Here is a 15474-nt window from a genome sequence, read left to right as displayed (position 1 = left end):
AGATTCCACTTAAGAGTGTTTTTTCAGAGACAGTGTTCGCGGCCGCTCCTGCCAGGCTCCCGCTCCATCGGCGACAATTTCCACCACGTCCACCCGGGACTCGCTGATGGCCACGATCCGGCCCTCGTTTCGCCCCAGGTAATCACCGACCTGCAAGGGAAAGACACCGCCTGCGCTGCGCAACAGCGCAAAGCGGCCGGAGGCACGGGACAGAGTCCCGACCATTTGCAACTGCTCGATATCGAAGCCCTCAAGATGTTGCCGGACCCGCCGCGAATTGGGCCGGACAGCACTAGCGCCCTGTCGAGCAGTGATCTGCTCGACTCTTTGGGGTGGCTGAAATGGGCTGCGCAGCGCGCTGGCGCCATAGGTGACCGAGGGGTAGGAGCGCATGACCGGAGGCGGATCAATCGCCCCCGGTGATTGCAGGTGCACCTCACTCATGTAGGCATCCAGGTCGGCAAAGTCAGCGCCACCTTCACATCCCAGCAGTGCCACACAGAAACAACCGAATACCCAGCAACGCGAACCGATCATGAGTGAGGCTCCCGACTGTCATACCTGTAGGTCCGCGCCTCGATGCTCATGCGCAGTTGTGTGGAATTGCCCCTGTCCACGGGCTTGATCTGAAAATCATGCAAGGTGACGACTCTCGGCAGACCGGCGACGCCACTGACGAAAGTCGCCAGGTCGTGATAGGCACCAGTGACCGCGATCTGAATTGGCAGCTCGACATAAAACTCCCGGACCACCTCCGGTTGCAGCTTGATCTCCTCGAACGCCAGGCTGCTGTCCTGCCCCATGCGACTGATGTCTTCCAGCAGTCCTGGGACCTCGGTCTCGCTGGGCAACTGGCGCACCACCAGAGAGAAGCTGTCCTGCAGGGCCCCAAGCTGCTCACGGTAGCGCTCAAGATTGGCGACCTTTCCAGCTTTGTCAGCGAACTGCAGCTTGAATCGATGCTCCTCCCGGCGCAGTTGCCCCAGCGTCTCCAGATGCGGATTCAGGTAAAAGCTATAGCCCGCCACCTGGGGCAGTAGCAGAAGCAAGACCGCCAGCAGCGCCTTGATCGGCCCGGGCCAGCAACCGAGGTTGCTCAGTTCCAGCTCACGTAGATCGGTACTACGCAACTGCGCCAACCAATGTCCCAGGCTCATCGCGGGGCCTCCTGCGGCAGCAAGGGCATCCACCCAACGTTGAGCCGAAACAGATTGCCCAACCCCTGATCCGCCGCCACAACATGCTTTACCTCGGTCAGACTGGGTGCGGCAAACCCCTCGGCGGACTGCAGATTGCGCATCAACTCGGACACCCGCTGATTGGACTCCGCGGCCCCGCTAATGCTCAGGCTCTGCCCCAGCAGACCCACCTCGGTAAAGTACAAGCCAGCGGGCAGGCTGCGGGCCAATTGCTGGAAAATCCGCACACTGGCCGAGCGACTGCCTTGCAGGTCCTCAATGATCCCCATGCGCTCCACCAGTTGCTGACGCTGGACCTTGAGTTGGTGAATGGTGGCAATTTGGTTATCCAGGCCAGTCGTCGCCTGCCTCAGATACTGGTTGCGAGCCTGTTGCCGACCGATCAGCCGGTCGATGCAGGCATCGGCCAGGAGCACAAGCCCTACGCCCAGCACCAGCATTGCCGCCAATGCCTGGAGGAAACGTCGGCGGCGCAACGCTCGTGCGGCCTCGCGCCAGGGAAGAAGGTTGATGCCGGCCATCAATCAAACCCTCGCAGGGCCAGACCGCAGGCACGCAGCAGGTACGGCGCCTGTTCAGCAAGCGCTCGGGCATCCACATGGGGAGCAATGGACATGCTGACGAACGGATCGGCGATGACTGTGACGATTCCCACTTGTTTTGCTAGCCGACCATCAAGACCGGTCAAGCGGCTGCCGTCACCGGCCAGCAGCAACCGCTCAACAGGCTGTTGTTGCGGCGACTCGGCAAACAGTTGCAAGGAACGATGCGCCTGCTGCAACAACGCTTGCTCGAACGGCCGCAGCGTGTCCTCGGCACAACCTTGGGGCAAACAGCCCTGGCGCTCGGCCAGCAACGCCTGATCCAGGGTCAGCGCGTAGCGGCGCTCCAACGCCTGGGTCAGCTGTCGACTGCCAAACAACTGCTCCCGGCTATAGATGATTCGCTGGCCGTGCATCACGCAGAACGTGGTCATATCCGCACCTATGTCCAGTAGCGCCACGGCCAAGGGCGATGCAGACGGCAACGACTCTGTCAGCATTGCCAGACAACGCTGCAGGGCCAGGGGCATGGTATCCACCACCCTTGGCGTCAGGCCTGCCAAGGTCATTGGCGCTTCCAGGGCTTCGACATCCTCGTTGCGACAGGCCACCAGCAGCACCTGAACCCGCCGGGGATCACCGGGCACGGCGCCCTGGACCTCGAAATCAATGGCCACGTCCTCCAGGGGATACGGAATGTACTGGGCCGCCTCCAGCTGGAGCTGATGTTCCAGCTCATCGTCGCCGAGCCCGGCCGGCATCTCGATCAGCTTGCTGATCACTGCCTCGCCCGACACCGCCACAGCCACATCCCGGCGACGGCTGCCGCTCTTGAGCCAGGCCCGGGACAACACCCTGGCCAGCGCCTCGGGATCGGCCCCGAACGGGTCCGAAGCCAAGTCTTCCCTCGCATAAGCCTCGACTCGATAGCTGCGCCCCTGGTGACTCAGAGCCAGAAGCGTGACCGATGTCGCACTGATGTCGATCCCCAGCAGGGAACCCGACTTTTTGCTGAAGAGTCCAAGCACGATCATTTCCCTATGAGTATCCGTAACTTACGAACTTCCTGAGCTCAATTGCACTCGTTCGCCACGTCTTGACAGACGGGCAAATGACGCTCTCGGCGGAAAATGCTTATAATGCGCAGCGTTTTTTTTCCGCTTTCCTGCTGCGTAGGTCGGTCCCTGAATACCTTGAATGCCCTGACGCCTAATTCATTCCTTTCTCTGGAAATCCAAAAGCCTTGATTCGTCTGCTGAAGTTTTTCGGGTGGTCCATCGTCGCTGTGTTCTGCGGGCTGCTTCTCGCCCTCTCCGGTGCGTTTCTCTATCTTAGTCCCGGCCTTCCCTCGGTTGAGGCCTTGAGAAGTATCCAGTTGCAGATTCCTCTGCGGGTGTACAGCAGCGACGGCAAGTTGATCGCAGAATTTGGCGAAATGCGCCGTACCCCTATACGTTTCGCCGAAATTCCCCCCAACTTCATCAATGCGTTACTAAGTGCTGAAGACGACAACTTCGCTAACCATTACGGAGTTGACCCCAGCAGCCTGATGCGCGCTGCGACCCAATTGGTCAAGAGCGGACACATCCAGTCCGGCGGCAGCACCATCACCATGCAGGTGGCAAAAAACTTCTTCCTCAGCAGCGAGCGCAGCTTCTCGCGCAAGACCACCGAAATCCTCCTGGCCCTGCAGATCGAGCGGCAGTTGACCAAGGACGAGATCCTCGAGCTGTACGTCAACAAGATCTATCTGGGCAACCGCGCCTATGGCATCGAGGCTGCGGCCCAGGTGTATTACGGCAAGTCCATTCGCGACGTGAGCCTGGCGCAGATGGCGATGATCGCCGGCCTGCCCAAGGCCCCATCGCGCTTCAACCCCCTGGCCAACCCGGCGCGCAGCAAGGAGCGTCGTGACTGGATCCTGGGGCGCATGTACAAGCTCGGCAAGATCACCGAAGCGGCCTACACCGAAGCCATCAACGAGCCGCTGAACGCCAGCTATCACGTGCCGACACCGGAAGTGAGCGCGCCGTACATCGCCGAGATGGCCCGTGCCGAAATGGTTGGCCGCTATGGCAGCGACGCTTATACCGAAGGTTTCCGAGTCACCACCACGGTGCCCAGCAATCTGCAGGAAATGGCCAACACCGCGGTCCATGAAGGCTTGATGACCTACGACCAGCGCCACGGCTATCGTGGGCCTGAGTCCCGCCTGCCAGGCAAGACTCAGGCGGCCTGGGCCACCGAACTGACCAAGCAGAGGACCATCAGCGGCCTGGAACCGGCGATCGTCACCCAGATCGAGAAGAACGGCGTACAAGTGCTGACTCGCAACGGCGAGGAGCACGTGGCCTGGGACACCATGAAATGGGCCCGGCCGTTCCTCAACACCAACAGCATGGGCGCCGTCCCTCGCCAGCCGGCGGACGTGGCTCAGGTCGGCGACCTGATTCGCGTACAGCGTCAGCCGGACAATTCGCTGAAGTTCAGCCAGATTCCGGTCGCCCAAGGCGCCTTGGTGACCCTGGACCCGAAAAACGGCGCGATCCGTGCGCTGGTGGGGGGCTTTGCCTTCGAGCAGAGCAACTACAACCGTGCAATGCAGGCCAAGCGCCAACCCGGCTCGAGCTTCAAGCCGTTCGTCTATAGCGCAGCCCTGGACAATGGCTACACCGCGGCCAGCCTGGTCAATGACGCCCCGATCGTGTTTGTCGATGAGTACCTGGACAAGGTCTGGCGTCCGAAGAACGACACCAACACCTTCCTCGGCCCGATCCGCATGCGTGAAGCGCTGTACAAGTCGCGCAACCTGGTATCGATCCGCCTGCTACAGAGCATGGGTGTGGACCACACCATCGACTACATCAGCAAGTTCGGCTTCAACAAGCAGGACCTGCCGCGCAACCTGTCCCTGGCACTGGGCACCGCGACCCTGACGCCCATGGAGATCGCCACTGGCTGGAGCACCTTTGCCAACGGCGGCTACAAGATCACCCCATACATCATCGACAAGATCGAAAGCCGCAACGGCGAGATGCTGTTCAGCGCCAACCCGCCCAGCGTCCCCACCGGGGATACCACCAGCAGCGGCATTGCGGCGCCGGAACACAGCTTCACGGTCAATACCGTGGCGGGCGAAAATCCGATCCAGGCCCCCGTGCAGACCCCCGCGGTCGCCGAGCGGATCATCGACGGGCGCACCACCTACATCCTCAACAGCATGCTCCAGGACGTGATCAAGCTGGGCACTGGACGCCGGGCCCTGTCCCTGGGCCGTACGGACCTGGCCGGCAAGACCGGTACTACCAACGAATCCAAGGACGCTTGGTTCTCCGGCTACAACGCTGACTACGTGACCACCGTGTGGACCGGCTTTGACCAGCCGGAAAGCCTGGGACGCCGTGAGTACGGCGGCACTGTGGCTCTGCCGATCTGGATTAACTTCATGGGCGCCGCCCTCAAGGACAAGCCGGCGCACACCCAGGCGGAGCCGGAAGGCATCCTCAGCCTGCGGGTCGACCCGGTCAGCGGCCGCGCGGCCACCCCAGGCACACCGAATGCCTATTTCGAGCTGTTCAAGAGCGAAGACACTCCGCCCTCAGTCAACGAGCTGGGCAATGGGGTCGCTCCGGGCAGCCCGTTGCCGGCGGACGAGGCGGCACCGATCGATCTGTTCTAGGTCTGCTGGGGCCGACTGGCCAGCGCAGGTCGATGGGTGTCTTACCTGGTTTATCGGCCTCTTCGCGGGCGAGCCCGCTCCTAAGGCAAGGCCATGACAGGGCGCAAAGCGCCCACAAAAAAGCCCCGGCTCGCGAGAGCCGGGGCTTTTTGCATGACGCTACAACAGCTTAGCCGTTGAACACATCATCCACGCTTTTGAGCGGGTAGTTCTTCGGATACGGCAGGGTCGCAACGCCGGTCTCGATGGCAGCCTTGGCCACGGCATCGGAGATCACGGTGATCAGGCGGGCATCCATTGGCTTCGGAATGATGTACTCACGACCGAATTCCAACTTGATGCCGCCATAGGCGTCGCACACTTCCTGAGGCACTGGCAGCTTGGCCAGTTCACGCAGGGCGTTGGCTGCAGCGATCTTCATTTCTTCGTTGATGCGCTTGGCGCGAACGTCCAGGGCACCACGGAAGATGAACGGGAAGCCCAGAACGTTGTTCACCTGGTTCGGGTAGTCCGAACGGCCAGTGGCCATGATCACGTCATCACGGGTGGCGTGAGCCAGCTCTGGAGCGATTTCCGGATCAGGGTTCGAGCAGGCGAACACGATCGGGTTCGGCGCCATGGACTTCAGGCCTTCAGCGCTCAGCAGGTTCGGACCGGACAGACCCACAAACACGTCGGCGCCTTGCAGGGCATCGGCCAGGGTGCGCTTGTCGGTAGCGTGGGCAAACACGGCCTTGTACTGATTCAGGTCGTCACGGCCGGAGTGGATCACACCGGTACGGTCAACCATGAAGATGTTCTCGATCTGCGCACCCATGCTCACCAGCAGTTTCATGCAGGAGATGGCGGCAGCACCGGCACCCAGGCAGACGATCTTGGCGTCGGACAGGGTTTTGCCAGCGATTTCCAGGGCGTTGATCATGCCGGCTGCGGTCACGATCGCGGTGCCGTGCTGGTCATCGTGGAAGACCGGAATGTCGCACTGCTCGATCAGAGCGCGCTCGATCTCAAAGCACTCTGGGGCCTTGATGTCTTCCAGGTTGATGCCACCGAAGGTGATGGAGATGCGCTTGACGGTGTCGATGAAGGCTTGCGGGCTTTCGGAGTCGACTTCGATGTCGAATACATCGATGCCGGCGAAACGCTTGAACAGTACGCCCTTGCCTTCCATCACAGGCTTGGAGGCCAGTGGGCCGAGGTTACCCAGGCCGAGAATCGCGGTGCCATCGGAAATGACGGCAACCAGGTTGCCTTTGCCGGTGTACTTGTAGGCCAGTTCCGGATCGCGAGCGATTTCGCGTACCGGTTCGGCTACGCCGGGGCTGTAGGCCAGCGCCAGATCACGAGCGGTAGCAGTGGCCTTGGTGAGCTCGACACTCAGCTTTCCTGGACGAGGATTGGCATGATATTCGAGAGCGGCAGTTTTCAAATCAGACATGTGGGCATTCCGCTTTTTACTGTTGGACAGACGGACCGCCGAGGATACGCGTGTCGCATAGTCCCTACAAGACTGCCCAGTCACCCCTGTCAAGGCCTGTAGCGTACGACTTTGGGCCAAGAGCCACGGTGCACAAGGCTTTCAACTGTTCACAATCCAATTAAAAAATGTCTACAATTTTTCTTTATCAGAGACGTCTGACCATGGAAGTGTCGGTCACTGACAACATCCAGCGCGCCCCACCCGATGTGGAACCCTCTCGACGCGAGCGCTCCACCACCCAGCCGCGAGCCTCGATTCGCTGCCCCGAAAGCCCCTTGAGCCAGCGACGATCAAAACGCTCCAGGACATTGGGTGCAATGCGCAATACAACCGCGCCCCGCAATGTGATCCAAACACCCCCGCGATTGCGCTGCACCTTGCTCACACGCCCTTCAAGCACAACAAAACCCGAACCGCGAATCTGCTCCGCTTTCAGTACAGGTGAACGCCGCCAGAGCCCCAGCCCGGCTCGGCGCGCATGTTTTTCAGCGGCTTGCTGACAAGCCACCAGGGCGACGTTCGGCGCCAGTGCAATCTGGTAGGCCAGCCCTTCAGCGATCAAGCGCGCCTCAAAGTTGATGCCATTGGCACCATAGACATGAGCCAGGGTCCGGCCATAGCGATCACGCCGCTCACGCCCGGGCAACAAACCGACTCGACCACCACTCTGCGTCACCAATTGCTGCAAGCGTTGCCGCGCCGCCACCGCGAAAGGCTCGGCCGACCGCCCTTTAGCGGCCAGCTCCGGCGCATTGAGGCCGATCATGCGTACGCTGCGGCCATCCTTGAGGCGCAGCGTGTCGCCATCCACCACCCGCTGCACGGTTGCAGGAATCAGTCCCTTCGGTACCGGGCAAAACGCCTCGGCGGTGGTCAGCCAAATCGCAGACACAAAAAAGGCGCCCACTAGGGACGCCTTTTTCATCAGCGAGGAAAGTCGGTAACGGCTTTCCAGAACGATCAGCCTCAGGCCTTTTTCGTTGCGCCGAAAGCACCGAAGCGCGACTTGAACTTGTCGACACGACCGCCAACGTCCAGAGTCTTTTGCTTACCGGTGTAGAACGGGTGGCACTCGTTGCACACGTCCAGGCTCAGAGGCTTGGCCAGGGTGGAGCGAGTTTCGATGACGTTACCGCAGCTGCAAGTGGCGGTAATGGCTTCGTATACTGGATGGATATCGGCTTTCATGGTGTATTCCTCAGGCTAGCGTGCCGCCACCCAACACTATTGTTGAATACCGCACGAATTAGGGCGCGAATTCTACCAGACCCCGTCAATCGCGCAAGAGATCCTGACTGCACTCCATCAGAAAAACCCCGAGCAGCCTTGACAGCACCCGGTTTGCCGTTCCGTGAGCGACGACGGCCGTCCCGGCACAGCTCAAAGGTCGCAGGAACCGGAGCCGTACACGCTTGTGCAGGACACTCCAGAGCGCCTCTGTTAGGCTCCGGGGCTTATTTACTGTCCGCTCAACGAGATTTTCCCGCGTGCCCGACGCCATCCTGCGCCTCGCCCTGCCTTCGCCCCTGCGCCGCTTGTTCGACTACCGTGCACCCGCCGGCGTGCTGCGCACCCAGTTGCACCCGGGCATGCGCCTGCGGGTGCCGTTCGGCCGTCGGGAAATGATCGGCATTCTGGTGGAAGTGGCGGATCACAGCGAAGTCCCGGCCGAGAAACTCAAGCCGGCGCTGGCCTTGCTGGACCCCACCCCGCCACTGCCACACGCCCTGCTCAAGCTGTGCCTGTGGACCGCCCAGTATTATCAGCACAGCCTGGGCGACACCCTGAGCTGGGCGCTGCCGGTGCTACTGCGCCAGGGAGAGCCGGCCGAGGCCCGCCAGGAGCGTTTCTGGTCGATTGCCCCTGGCGCCCGCCTTGATGACCCACGCATCGCCCGTGCCCCGCGCCAGCGTGAAGCCCTGGCAACCCTGGCCCAGCATCCCCATGGCGTGCCCCATGCATTGCTGAGCAAGCTGATGCTGAGCAAGGACAGCCTGGATCTGCTTCTGGCCAAGGACCTGGTGCAGGTGGAAGTACGCAAGCACGCTCCGGGCGTGCGCCACGAACACTGGCTGGCCCAGCCCGAGTTGCCGCTCAACAGCGAGCAGCGCGCCGCCTACGAGGCCATCCGCGCCGGGTTCGACAGTTATCACGCCTTTCTCCTGGCTGGCGTCACCGGCAGCGGCAAGACCGAGGTCTACCTGCAGCTGATCCGCGAAACCCTGGAAGCCGGCAAGCAGGCGCTGGTGCTGATCCCGGAGATCAACCTGGGGCCGCAAACCCTGGCGCGCTTCGAGCAGCGCTTCAACGCACGCATCGCCCTGCTGCACTCGGCGGTCAATGATCGGGAACGCCTGGACGCCTGGCTCGCGGCCCGGGATGGCGAAGCCGATATCATCATCGGCACCCGCTCGGCCCTGTTCACCCCGATGAAGAATCCCGGGCTGATCATCATCGACGAGGAGCACGATGGCTCCTATAAACAGCAGGAAGGCCTGCGCTACCACGCCCGGGACCTGGCGCTGGTGCGGGCACGCCAGGAAAACATCCCGATTGTCCTGGGCTCGGCCACCCCATCCCTGGAAAGCCTGCACAACGCCTACACCGGTCGCTATGGCCTGCTGCGCCTGAACGAGCGGGCCGGTGGCGCCAAACAGCCACGCTTCCTGCGCCTGGATGTGAAGAGTCGCCCCTTGGACAGCGGTATTTCAGGCCCCATGCAACAAGCCATCGGTCAGACCCTGGCCGCCGGGCAGCAAGTGCTGGTGTTTCTCAACCGCCGGGGCTTCGCTCCGACCCTGCTCTGCCATGACTGCGGCTGGATGTCTGAATGTCAGCGCTGCGATGCCCGGATGACCGTGCACCAGCGCTCCGGCGAGTTGCGCTGCCACCATTGTGGCCACGTCGAGCGCGTGCCCCGGCACTGTCCGCAATGCGGCAAGGTCGACCTGCGCCCCGTGGGTGCCGGGACCGAGCGGGCCGAAGAACGCCTGGGAATACTCTTCCCCGACTACCCGGTACTACGGGTGGACCGCGACAGCACCTCACGCAAGGATGCGATGAACCAACTGTTCGCCACCATCCAGAAAGGTCATCCGTGCATCCTGGTGGGCACCCAGATGCTGGCCAAGGGGCACCACTTCCCCCGGGTCACCCTGGTATCGATCCTCGATGCCGACGGCGGCCTGTTCTCCGGCGACTTCCGTGCCAGCGAGCGCATGGCGCAACTGATCGTCCAGGTGGCCGGGCGCGCGGGACGCGCCGAAGAACCGGGCAAGGTGATCATCCAGACTCACCTCGCCGACCACCCGCTACTGGTGCAACTGACCGAACAGGGCTACTTCGCCTTTGCCGAGCAGGCCCTGAGCGAGCGCCGCGCCGCCGGCCTGCCACCCTTCGCCCATCTAGCGCTGCTGCGGGCCGAAGCCCACAAGCCAGGCCAGGCCGAAGGTTTTCTGGACGAAGCCTGCAGCGAAGCCGAGCGCTTGCTGACGGAACAGAACCTGGGCGGCATCGAACTGTTGGGCCCGGTGCCGGCGCCGATGGAGCGGCGCGCCGGACGTTACCGTGCGCAATTGCTGCTGCAGGCCAACGCCCGGGCACCGCTGCACCGGCTACTCAGCAGTTGGCTGCTGGTGCTGGAGCAGATGCCCAGCGGGCGCCAGGTACGCTGGTCGCTGGATGTGGACCCAGTGGATTTGTATTGATCAACATCGCGCCTTTGCGAGCAGGCCGGCTCCCACGATAGATAGCAACCCACCCACAAGAGCAGGCTCGCCCGCAGACGGGACCCAGTAGCCACCACCGATCCCTCAGCAGCCCTCTATAGTTGGCAAGCCCGCTTCAGCAACGGATAATGCCCAGTTTTTCCACCCGCGCACCGAAGCGCCGCCGCGCCAGCGGTCGAACGAGAAGACCATGAAAGACACCATTCGCCAGCTCATCCAGCAAGCCATCACCCAACTCGTCACCGAAGGTGTGTTGCCAGAAGGCCTGACGCCGGCGATCCAGGTCGAAAACACTCGCGACAAGACCCACGGTGACTTCGCCAGCAATATCGCCATGATGCTGGCCAAGCCCGCCGGCATGAAGCCTCGCGACCTGGCGGAAAAAATCATTGCCGCATTGCCGGCCCATGAAGACCTGAGCAAGGCAGAAATCGCCGGCCCGGGCTTCATCAACTTCTTCCAGAACACCCAGGCCCTGGCCGCGCGCCTGGACGCCGCCCTCGGCGACGAACGCCTGGGCGTGCGCAAGGCCAGCCCGGCACAACGCACCGTGGTCGACATGTCGGCGCCTAACCTGGCCAAAGAGATGCACGTCGGCCATCTGCGCTCCACCATCATCGGCGACGGCGTGGCGCGGGTCCTGGAGTTCCTCGGCGATACCGTGATCCGCCAGAACCACGTCGGCGACTGGGGCACCCAGTTCGGCATGCTGATGGCCTACCTGGAAGAGAACCCGATCACCAGCGACGAGCTGTCGGACCTGGAGAACTTCTACCGCGCCGCCAAGCAACGCTTTGACGAATCCGAAGCCTTTGCCGATCGTGCCCGCAGCCTGGTGGTCAAGCTGCAAGCCGGCGATCCGGACTGCCTGGAGCTGTGGACCAAGTTCAAGGACATCTCCCTGTCCCACTGCCAGAAGATCTATGAGCTGCTGAACGTCAAGCTGACCATGGCCGACGTCATGGGCGAAAGCGCCTATAACGACGACCTGATCAATGTGGTCAACGACCTCAAGGCCAAGGGCATGCTGGTGGAGAGCAACGGCGCCCAGTGCGTGTTCCTCGACGAGTTCAAGAACGCCGAAGGCGAACCGCTGCCAGTGATCATCGTCAAGGCCGACGGCGGCTACCTGTACGCCACCACCGACCTGGCCGCCGTGCGCTACCGCAGTGGCAAGCTCAAGGCCGATCGCGCCCTGTACTTCGTCGACCAGCGCCAGGCCCTACACTTCCAGCAAGTGTTCGCCGTCGCCCGCAAGGCCGGCTTCGTGACCCATCCGATGGAAATGGAGCACATGGGCTTTGGCACCATGAACGGCGCTGACGGCCGTCCGTTCAAGACCCGCGACGGCGGCACCGTAAAACTCATCGACCTGCTGACCGAAGCCGAAGAGCGCGCCTACGCCCTGGTCAAAGAGAAAAACCCGCAACTGCCGGAAGCCGACCTGCGCAGCATCGCCAAGGTAGTGGGCATCGACTCGGTGAAATACGCCGACCTGTCCAAGCACCGCACCAGCGACTACAGCTTCAACTTCGACCTGATGCTCAACTTCGAAGGCAACACCGCCCCTTACCTGTTGTACGCCTACACCCGCGCCGCCGGTGTGTTCCGCAAGCTGGGCAAGGACTTCAGCGAAGTCGGTGGCCAGATCGAACTGCACGCGGCCCAGGAACTGGAGCTGGCGGCCAAGCTGGCGCAGTTCGGCGAGATCCTCAACAACGTCGCCGACAAGGGCACGCCGCACATCCTCTGCACCTACCTGTACGACGTGGCCGGGCTGTTCTCCAGCTTCTACGAGAACTGCCCGATCCTGGCGGCCGAGACGCCGACGCAGATGCACAGCCGCCTGCGCCTCACCGAACTGACCCGTCGCACCCTCAAGCAAGGTCTGGAACTGCTGGGCCTCAAAGTCCTGGAGCAAATGTAAGTTGGCTGCCAAGAAAAAACCTGCACCCAAGCGTGGCGCCAGCCGTTACCAGGCCCCGGCCAAGAAGCCGATTCCGGGCTGGTTGTGGCTGGCCATCGGCCTGACCATTGGCGCCTTCATCGTATTCCTGATGAAGCTCGAACCAGGCAAGGGCGGCGACAGCGTCAAGCGCGAGAAGATCGAACAGCAGAAAGCCAGCAAGATCGCCGAGGCCAACAAGACCCCGCCGAGCCCGCAGCAACCGGTGAAGCCCAAGTACGACTTCTATACCCTGCTGCCGGAATCGGAAGTGATAGTGCCGCCCGAGGCCGTGCCGGAGAAAACCCTGCCGACGCCGCAAGTGCCACCGGTGCCCACCACCCCGGTGACCCCGGCGGAAGCGGCGAAGATCGACACCGCCCGGGCCCAGGCGGCCCTGGCCGGCATCACCCCACCGCCAGCGCCACCGGTGGCCAAGGCGGCGCCGGTGACCAAGTTCTTCCTCCAGGCCGGCTCGTTCCGCAAGCAGGCCGATGCCGACAAGGTACGGGCGCAGATCATCCTGCTGGGCCAATCGGTGGCGGTGGAATCCGGCACGGTGAAGGACGAAACCTGGTACCGGGTATTGGTGGGGCCGTTCAGCAACCGTGAACAACTGACCGTGGCCCAGAAACAACTGGCCGGTGCCGGCTTCAGCAACCTGTTGTTACAACAGCGCCAGAGCCGCTAAGCCGACGGCTACACGATTGATCGCGAACAAGCCCACTCCTGCACAACGCGCGGTAGGAGCGGGCTTGCCCGCGAAGCGCTTGCAGCTTGCAACAAAGACCGCCGGTCCCCCGCTACAGCCTCCAGTTGAAAAACGCTCAGCCACCCCCATATGAGTTTCCATCAGGGCACTTTCGCCCCGCTGTGTGGAGACTTCCCCTTGACCACCATCGTTTCAGTCCGCCGCCACGGCAAAGTCGTCATGGGCGGCGACGGCCAGGTATCTCTCGGCAACACCGTGATGAAAGGCAACGCGAAAAAAGTCCGTCGCCTGTACCACGGCCAGGTGATCGCCGGTTTTGCCGGGGCCACCGCTGACGCCTTCACCCTGTTCGAACGTTTCGAAGGCCAGCTGGAGAAACATCAGGGTCACTTGGTGCGAGCCGCTGTTGAACTGGCCAAGGAATGGCGCACCGATCGCTCCCTGAGCCGCCTGGAAGCCATGCTGGCTGTCGCCAACAAGGACGCTTCCTTGATCATCACCGGCAACGGCGACGTGGTTGAGCCCGAAGACGGCCTGATCGCCATGGGTTCCGGCGGCGCCTACGCCCAGGCCGCAGCCAGCGCCTTGCTGAAGAAGACCGACCTGTCGGCCCGTGAAATCGTCGAGACCGCCCTGGGTATCGCCGGCGACATCTGTGTATTCACCAACCACACTCAAACCATCGAGGAGCAGGATCTCGCGGAATAAGCCTGTTACGGCGCTCGCGCCACGGCATTCATTCTTGCTTGAGGACCGCCAATTACTATGTCCATGACACCCCGCGAAATCGTCCACGAACTCAACCGCCATATCATCGGCCAGGACGATGCCAAGCGCGCCGTCGCTATCGCTCTGCGTAACCGCTGGCGCCGCATGCAGCTACCGGCCGAGCTGCGCGTTGAAGTAACCCCCAAGAACATCCTGATGATCGGCCCGACCGGTGTCGGCAAGACCGAAATCGCCCGGCGCCTGGCCAAACTGGCCAATGCCCCCTTTATCAAGGTCGAAGCCACTAAATTCACCGAGGTCGGCTATGTCGGCCGCGACGTTGAATCGATCATTCGTGACCTGGCCGACGCGGCGATCAAGATGTTCCGCGAACAGGAGATGATCCGGGTTCGCCACCGCGCCGAAGACGCCGCCGAAGAACGCATCCTCGATGCCCTGCTGCCACCGGCACGCACGGGTTTTGGCGGCGATGAAGCGCCAGCCCAGGACTCCAACACCCGCCAGCTGTTCCGCAAGCGCCTGCGCGAAGGCCAACTGGACGACAAGGAAATCGAGATCGAAGTAGCGGAAATCAGTGGTGTCGACATCTCTGCGCCACCAGGCATGGAAGAAATGACCAACCAGCTGCAAAGCCTGTTCGCCAACATGGGCAAGGGCAAGCGCAAGAGCCGCAAGCTCAAGGTCAAGGAAGCGCTGAAGCTGGTGCGCGACGAAGAAGCCAGCCGCCTGGTCAACGATGAGGAACTCAAAGCCAAGGCCCTGGAGGCCGTCGAGCAACATGGCATCGTGTTCATCGACGAGATCGACAAGGTGGCCAAGCGCGGCAATTCCGGCGGCGTCGACGTGTCCCGCGAAGGCGTACAGCGCGACCTGCTGCCGCTGATCGAGGGCTGCACCGTCAACACCAAGCTGGGCATGGTCAAGACCGACCACATCCTGTTCATTGCCTCCGGCGCCTTCCACCTGAGCAAGCCCAGCGATCTGGTGCCAGAGCTGCAAGGCCGCCTGCCGATCCGTGTGGAGCTCAAGGCACTGTCGCCGGAAGACTTCGAGCGCATCCTCAGCGAGCCCCATGCTTCGCTGACCGAGCAGTACCGGGAGCTGTTGAAGACCGAGGGCCTGAATATCGAGTTCCTGCCCGACGGCATCAAGCGTCTGGCGGAGATTGCCTGGCAGGTCAACGAGAAGACCGAGAACATCGGTGCCCGTCGCCTGCACACCCTGCTCGAGCGCCTGCTGGAAGAGGTATCGTTCAGCGCCGGTGACCTGGCCAGCGCCCATAACGAAGAGCCGATCCGTATCGATGCTGCCTACGTCAACAGCCACCTGGGCGAATTGGCGCAGAACGAAGACCTGTCCCGTTATATCCTGTAAGCCTTCACTACCCACGTAGGAGCCGGCCTGTCGGCGATAGGGCCAAACCCGATCGCCGACAGGCCGGCTCCTACCGGAAGGACTAC

Annotated in this window: 13 protein-coding genes; 6 read left to right on the top strand and 7 right to left on the bottom strand. The window is 62.3% G+C overall.

Annotation, left to right across the window (positions count from 1 at the left end; all coding sequences use genetic code 11):
* Positions 1–9: 9 nt before the first annotated feature.
* Genes PFZ56_RS08100 through pilM form a run of 4 tightly spaced genes read right to left on the bottom strand, consistent with a single transcriptional unit; the run spans position 10 to position 2769 of the window.
* The gene (locus PFZ56_RS08100; protein ID WP_102882083.1) at positions 10–537 is read right to left on the bottom strand and encodes a pilus assembly protein PilP; all 528 of its coding nucleotides are present in this window, start codon (positions 535–537) and stop codon (positions 10–12) included.
* Entirely contained in the window at positions 534–1157 is a 624-nt protein-coding gene (locus PFZ56_RS08095) for a type 4a pilus biogenesis protein PilO (RefSeq protein ID WP_110651022.1), read from the bottom strand. The genes PFZ56_RS08100 and PFZ56_RS08095 overlap by 4 nt, the downstream gene beginning before the upstream one ends.
* Complete coding sequence (locus PFZ56_RS08090; protein WP_102882085.1) at positions 1154–1720, bottom strand: PilN domain-containing protein; 567 nt, start codon at positions 1718–1720, stop codon at positions 1154–1156. Before PFZ56_RS08090 ends, PFZ56_RS08095 begins: the two co-directional genes overlap by 4 nt.
* Positions 1720–2769 (bottom strand): type IV pilus assembly protein PilM, encoded by a 1050-nt coding sequence (pilM, locus tag PFZ56_RS08085; protein WP_170002089.1) that lies wholly within the window; start codon positions 2767–2769, stop codon positions 1720–1722. Before pilM ends, PFZ56_RS08090 begins: the two co-directional genes overlap by 1 nt.
* 218 nt (positions 2770–2987) lie before the next feature.
* Between pilM and PFZ56_RS08080 the strand changes: the two genes are divergently transcribed.
* The gene (locus PFZ56_RS08080; protein WP_394304648.1) at positions 2988–5420 is read left to right on the top strand and encodes a penicillin-binding protein 1A; all 2433 of its coding nucleotides are present in this window, start codon (positions 2988–2990) and stop codon (positions 5418–5420) included.
* 169 nt (positions 5421–5589) lie between these two features.
* Here PFZ56_RS08080 and PFZ56_RS08075 read toward each other — a convergent pair whose 3' ends face one another.
* The 3 genes from PFZ56_RS08075 to rpmE form a co-directional block, all read right to left on the bottom strand.
* A complete protein-coding gene (locus PFZ56_RS08075) occupies positions 5590–6858 on the bottom strand; it encodes a malic enzyme-like NAD(P)-binding protein (RefSeq protein ID WP_102862798.1) in 1269 nt (422 codons plus the stop codon).
* Positions 6859–7045: 187 nt separating this feature from the next.
* The gene (locus tag PFZ56_RS08070; RefSeq protein ID WP_110595391.1) at positions 7046–7825 is read right to left on the bottom strand and encodes a thermonuclease family protein; all 780 of its coding nucleotides are present in this window, start codon (positions 7823–7825) and stop codon (positions 7046–7048) included.
* Positions 7826–7866: 41 nt separating this feature from the next.
* A complete protein-coding gene (rpmE, locus tag PFZ56_RS08065) occupies positions 7867–8088 on the bottom strand; it encodes a 50S ribosomal protein L31 (RefSeq protein ID WP_011058815.1) in 222 nt (73 codons plus the stop codon).
* A 299-nt stretch (positions 8089–8387) separates the two neighbouring features.
* Between rpmE and PFZ56_RS08060 the strand changes: the two genes are divergently transcribed.
* From PFZ56_RS08060 to hslU, 5 genes are all read left to right on the top strand, one after another.
* Positions 8388–10607 carry a primosomal protein N' gene (locus PFZ56_RS08060; RefSeq protein WP_170002085.1) on the top strand — a complete coding sequence of 740 codons (2220 nt, stop codon included), beginning with the start codon at positions 8388–8390 and terminating at the stop codon, positions 10605–10607.
* Positions 10608–10818: 211 nt separating this feature from the next.
* Positions 10819–12555 carry an arginine--tRNA ligase gene (gene argS / locus PFZ56_RS08055; protein WP_102882089.1) on the top strand — a complete coding sequence of 579 codons (1737 nt, stop codon included), beginning with the start codon at positions 10819–10821 and terminating at the stop codon, positions 12553–12555.
* Between the two features lies 1 nt (position 12556).
* On the top strand, positions 12557–13264 hold the full coding sequence (locus PFZ56_RS08050) for an SPOR domain-containing protein (RefSeq protein ID WP_016962745.1): 708 nt from the start codon (positions 12557–12559) through the stop codon (positions 13262–13264).
* Positions 13265–13462: 198 nt separating this feature from the next.
* Positions 13463–13993 carry an ATP-dependent protease subunit HslV gene (hslV, locus tag PFZ56_RS08045; RefSeq protein ID WP_003186641.1) on the top strand — a complete coding sequence of 177 codons (531 nt, stop codon included), beginning with the start codon at positions 13463–13465 and terminating at the stop codon, positions 13991–13993.
* Positions 13994–14050: 57 nt separating this feature from the next.
* Positions 14051–15388: an ATP-dependent protease ATPase subunit HslU gene (hslU, locus tag PFZ56_RS08040; RefSeq protein WP_110595389.1), complete on the top strand. Its 1338-nt coding sequence runs from the start codon at positions 14051–14053 to the stop codon at positions 15386–15388.
* Positions 15389–15474 lie beyond the last annotated feature (86 nt).

The sequence above is a fragment of the Pseudomonas danubii genome, from assembly GCF_042980055.1.
GTDB classification, from domain to species: Bacteria; Pseudomonadota; Gammaproteobacteria; order Pseudomonadales; family Pseudomonadaceae; genus Aquipseudomonas; species Aquipseudomonas danubii.
The sequence above is the reverse complement of the archived record's forward strand: the minus strand, read 5'-3'. Positions and strand labels throughout refer to the sequence as shown.

Excerpts from the sequence above, each read along its gene's own strand:
- PFZ56_RS08070 (WP_110595391.1), bottom strand. The coding sequence starts at position 7,825 with ATGAAAAAGGCGTCCCTAGTGGGCGCCTTTTTTGTGTCTGCGATTTGG.
- hslU (WP_110595389.1), top strand. The coding sequence starts at position 14,051 with ATGTCCATGACACCCCGCGAAATCGTCCACGAACTCAACCGCCATATC.
- argS (WP_102882089.1), top strand. The coding sequence starts at position 10,819 with ATGAAAGACACCATTCGCCAGCTCATCCAGCAAGCCATCACCCAACTC.
- rpmE (WP_011058815.1), bottom strand. The coding sequence starts at position 8,088 with ATGAAAGCCGATATCCATCCAGTATACGAAGCCATTACCGCCACTTGC.
- PFZ56_RS08090 (WP_102882085.1), bottom strand. The coding sequence starts at position 1,720 with ATGGCCGGCATCAACCTTCTTCCCTGGCGCGAGGCCGCACGAGCGTTG.
- PFZ56_RS08075 (WP_102862798.1), bottom strand. The coding sequence starts at position 6,858 with ATGTCTGATTTGAAAACTGCCGCTCTCGAATATCATGCCAATCCTCGT.
- PFZ56_RS08100 (WP_102882083.1), bottom strand. The coding sequence starts at position 537 with ATGATCGGTTCGCGTTGCTGGGTATTCGGTTGTTTCTGTGTGGCACTG.
- PFZ56_RS08095 (WP_110651022.1), bottom strand. The coding sequence starts at position 1,157 with ATGAGCCTGGGACATTGGTTGGCGCAGTTGCGTAGTACCGATCTACGT.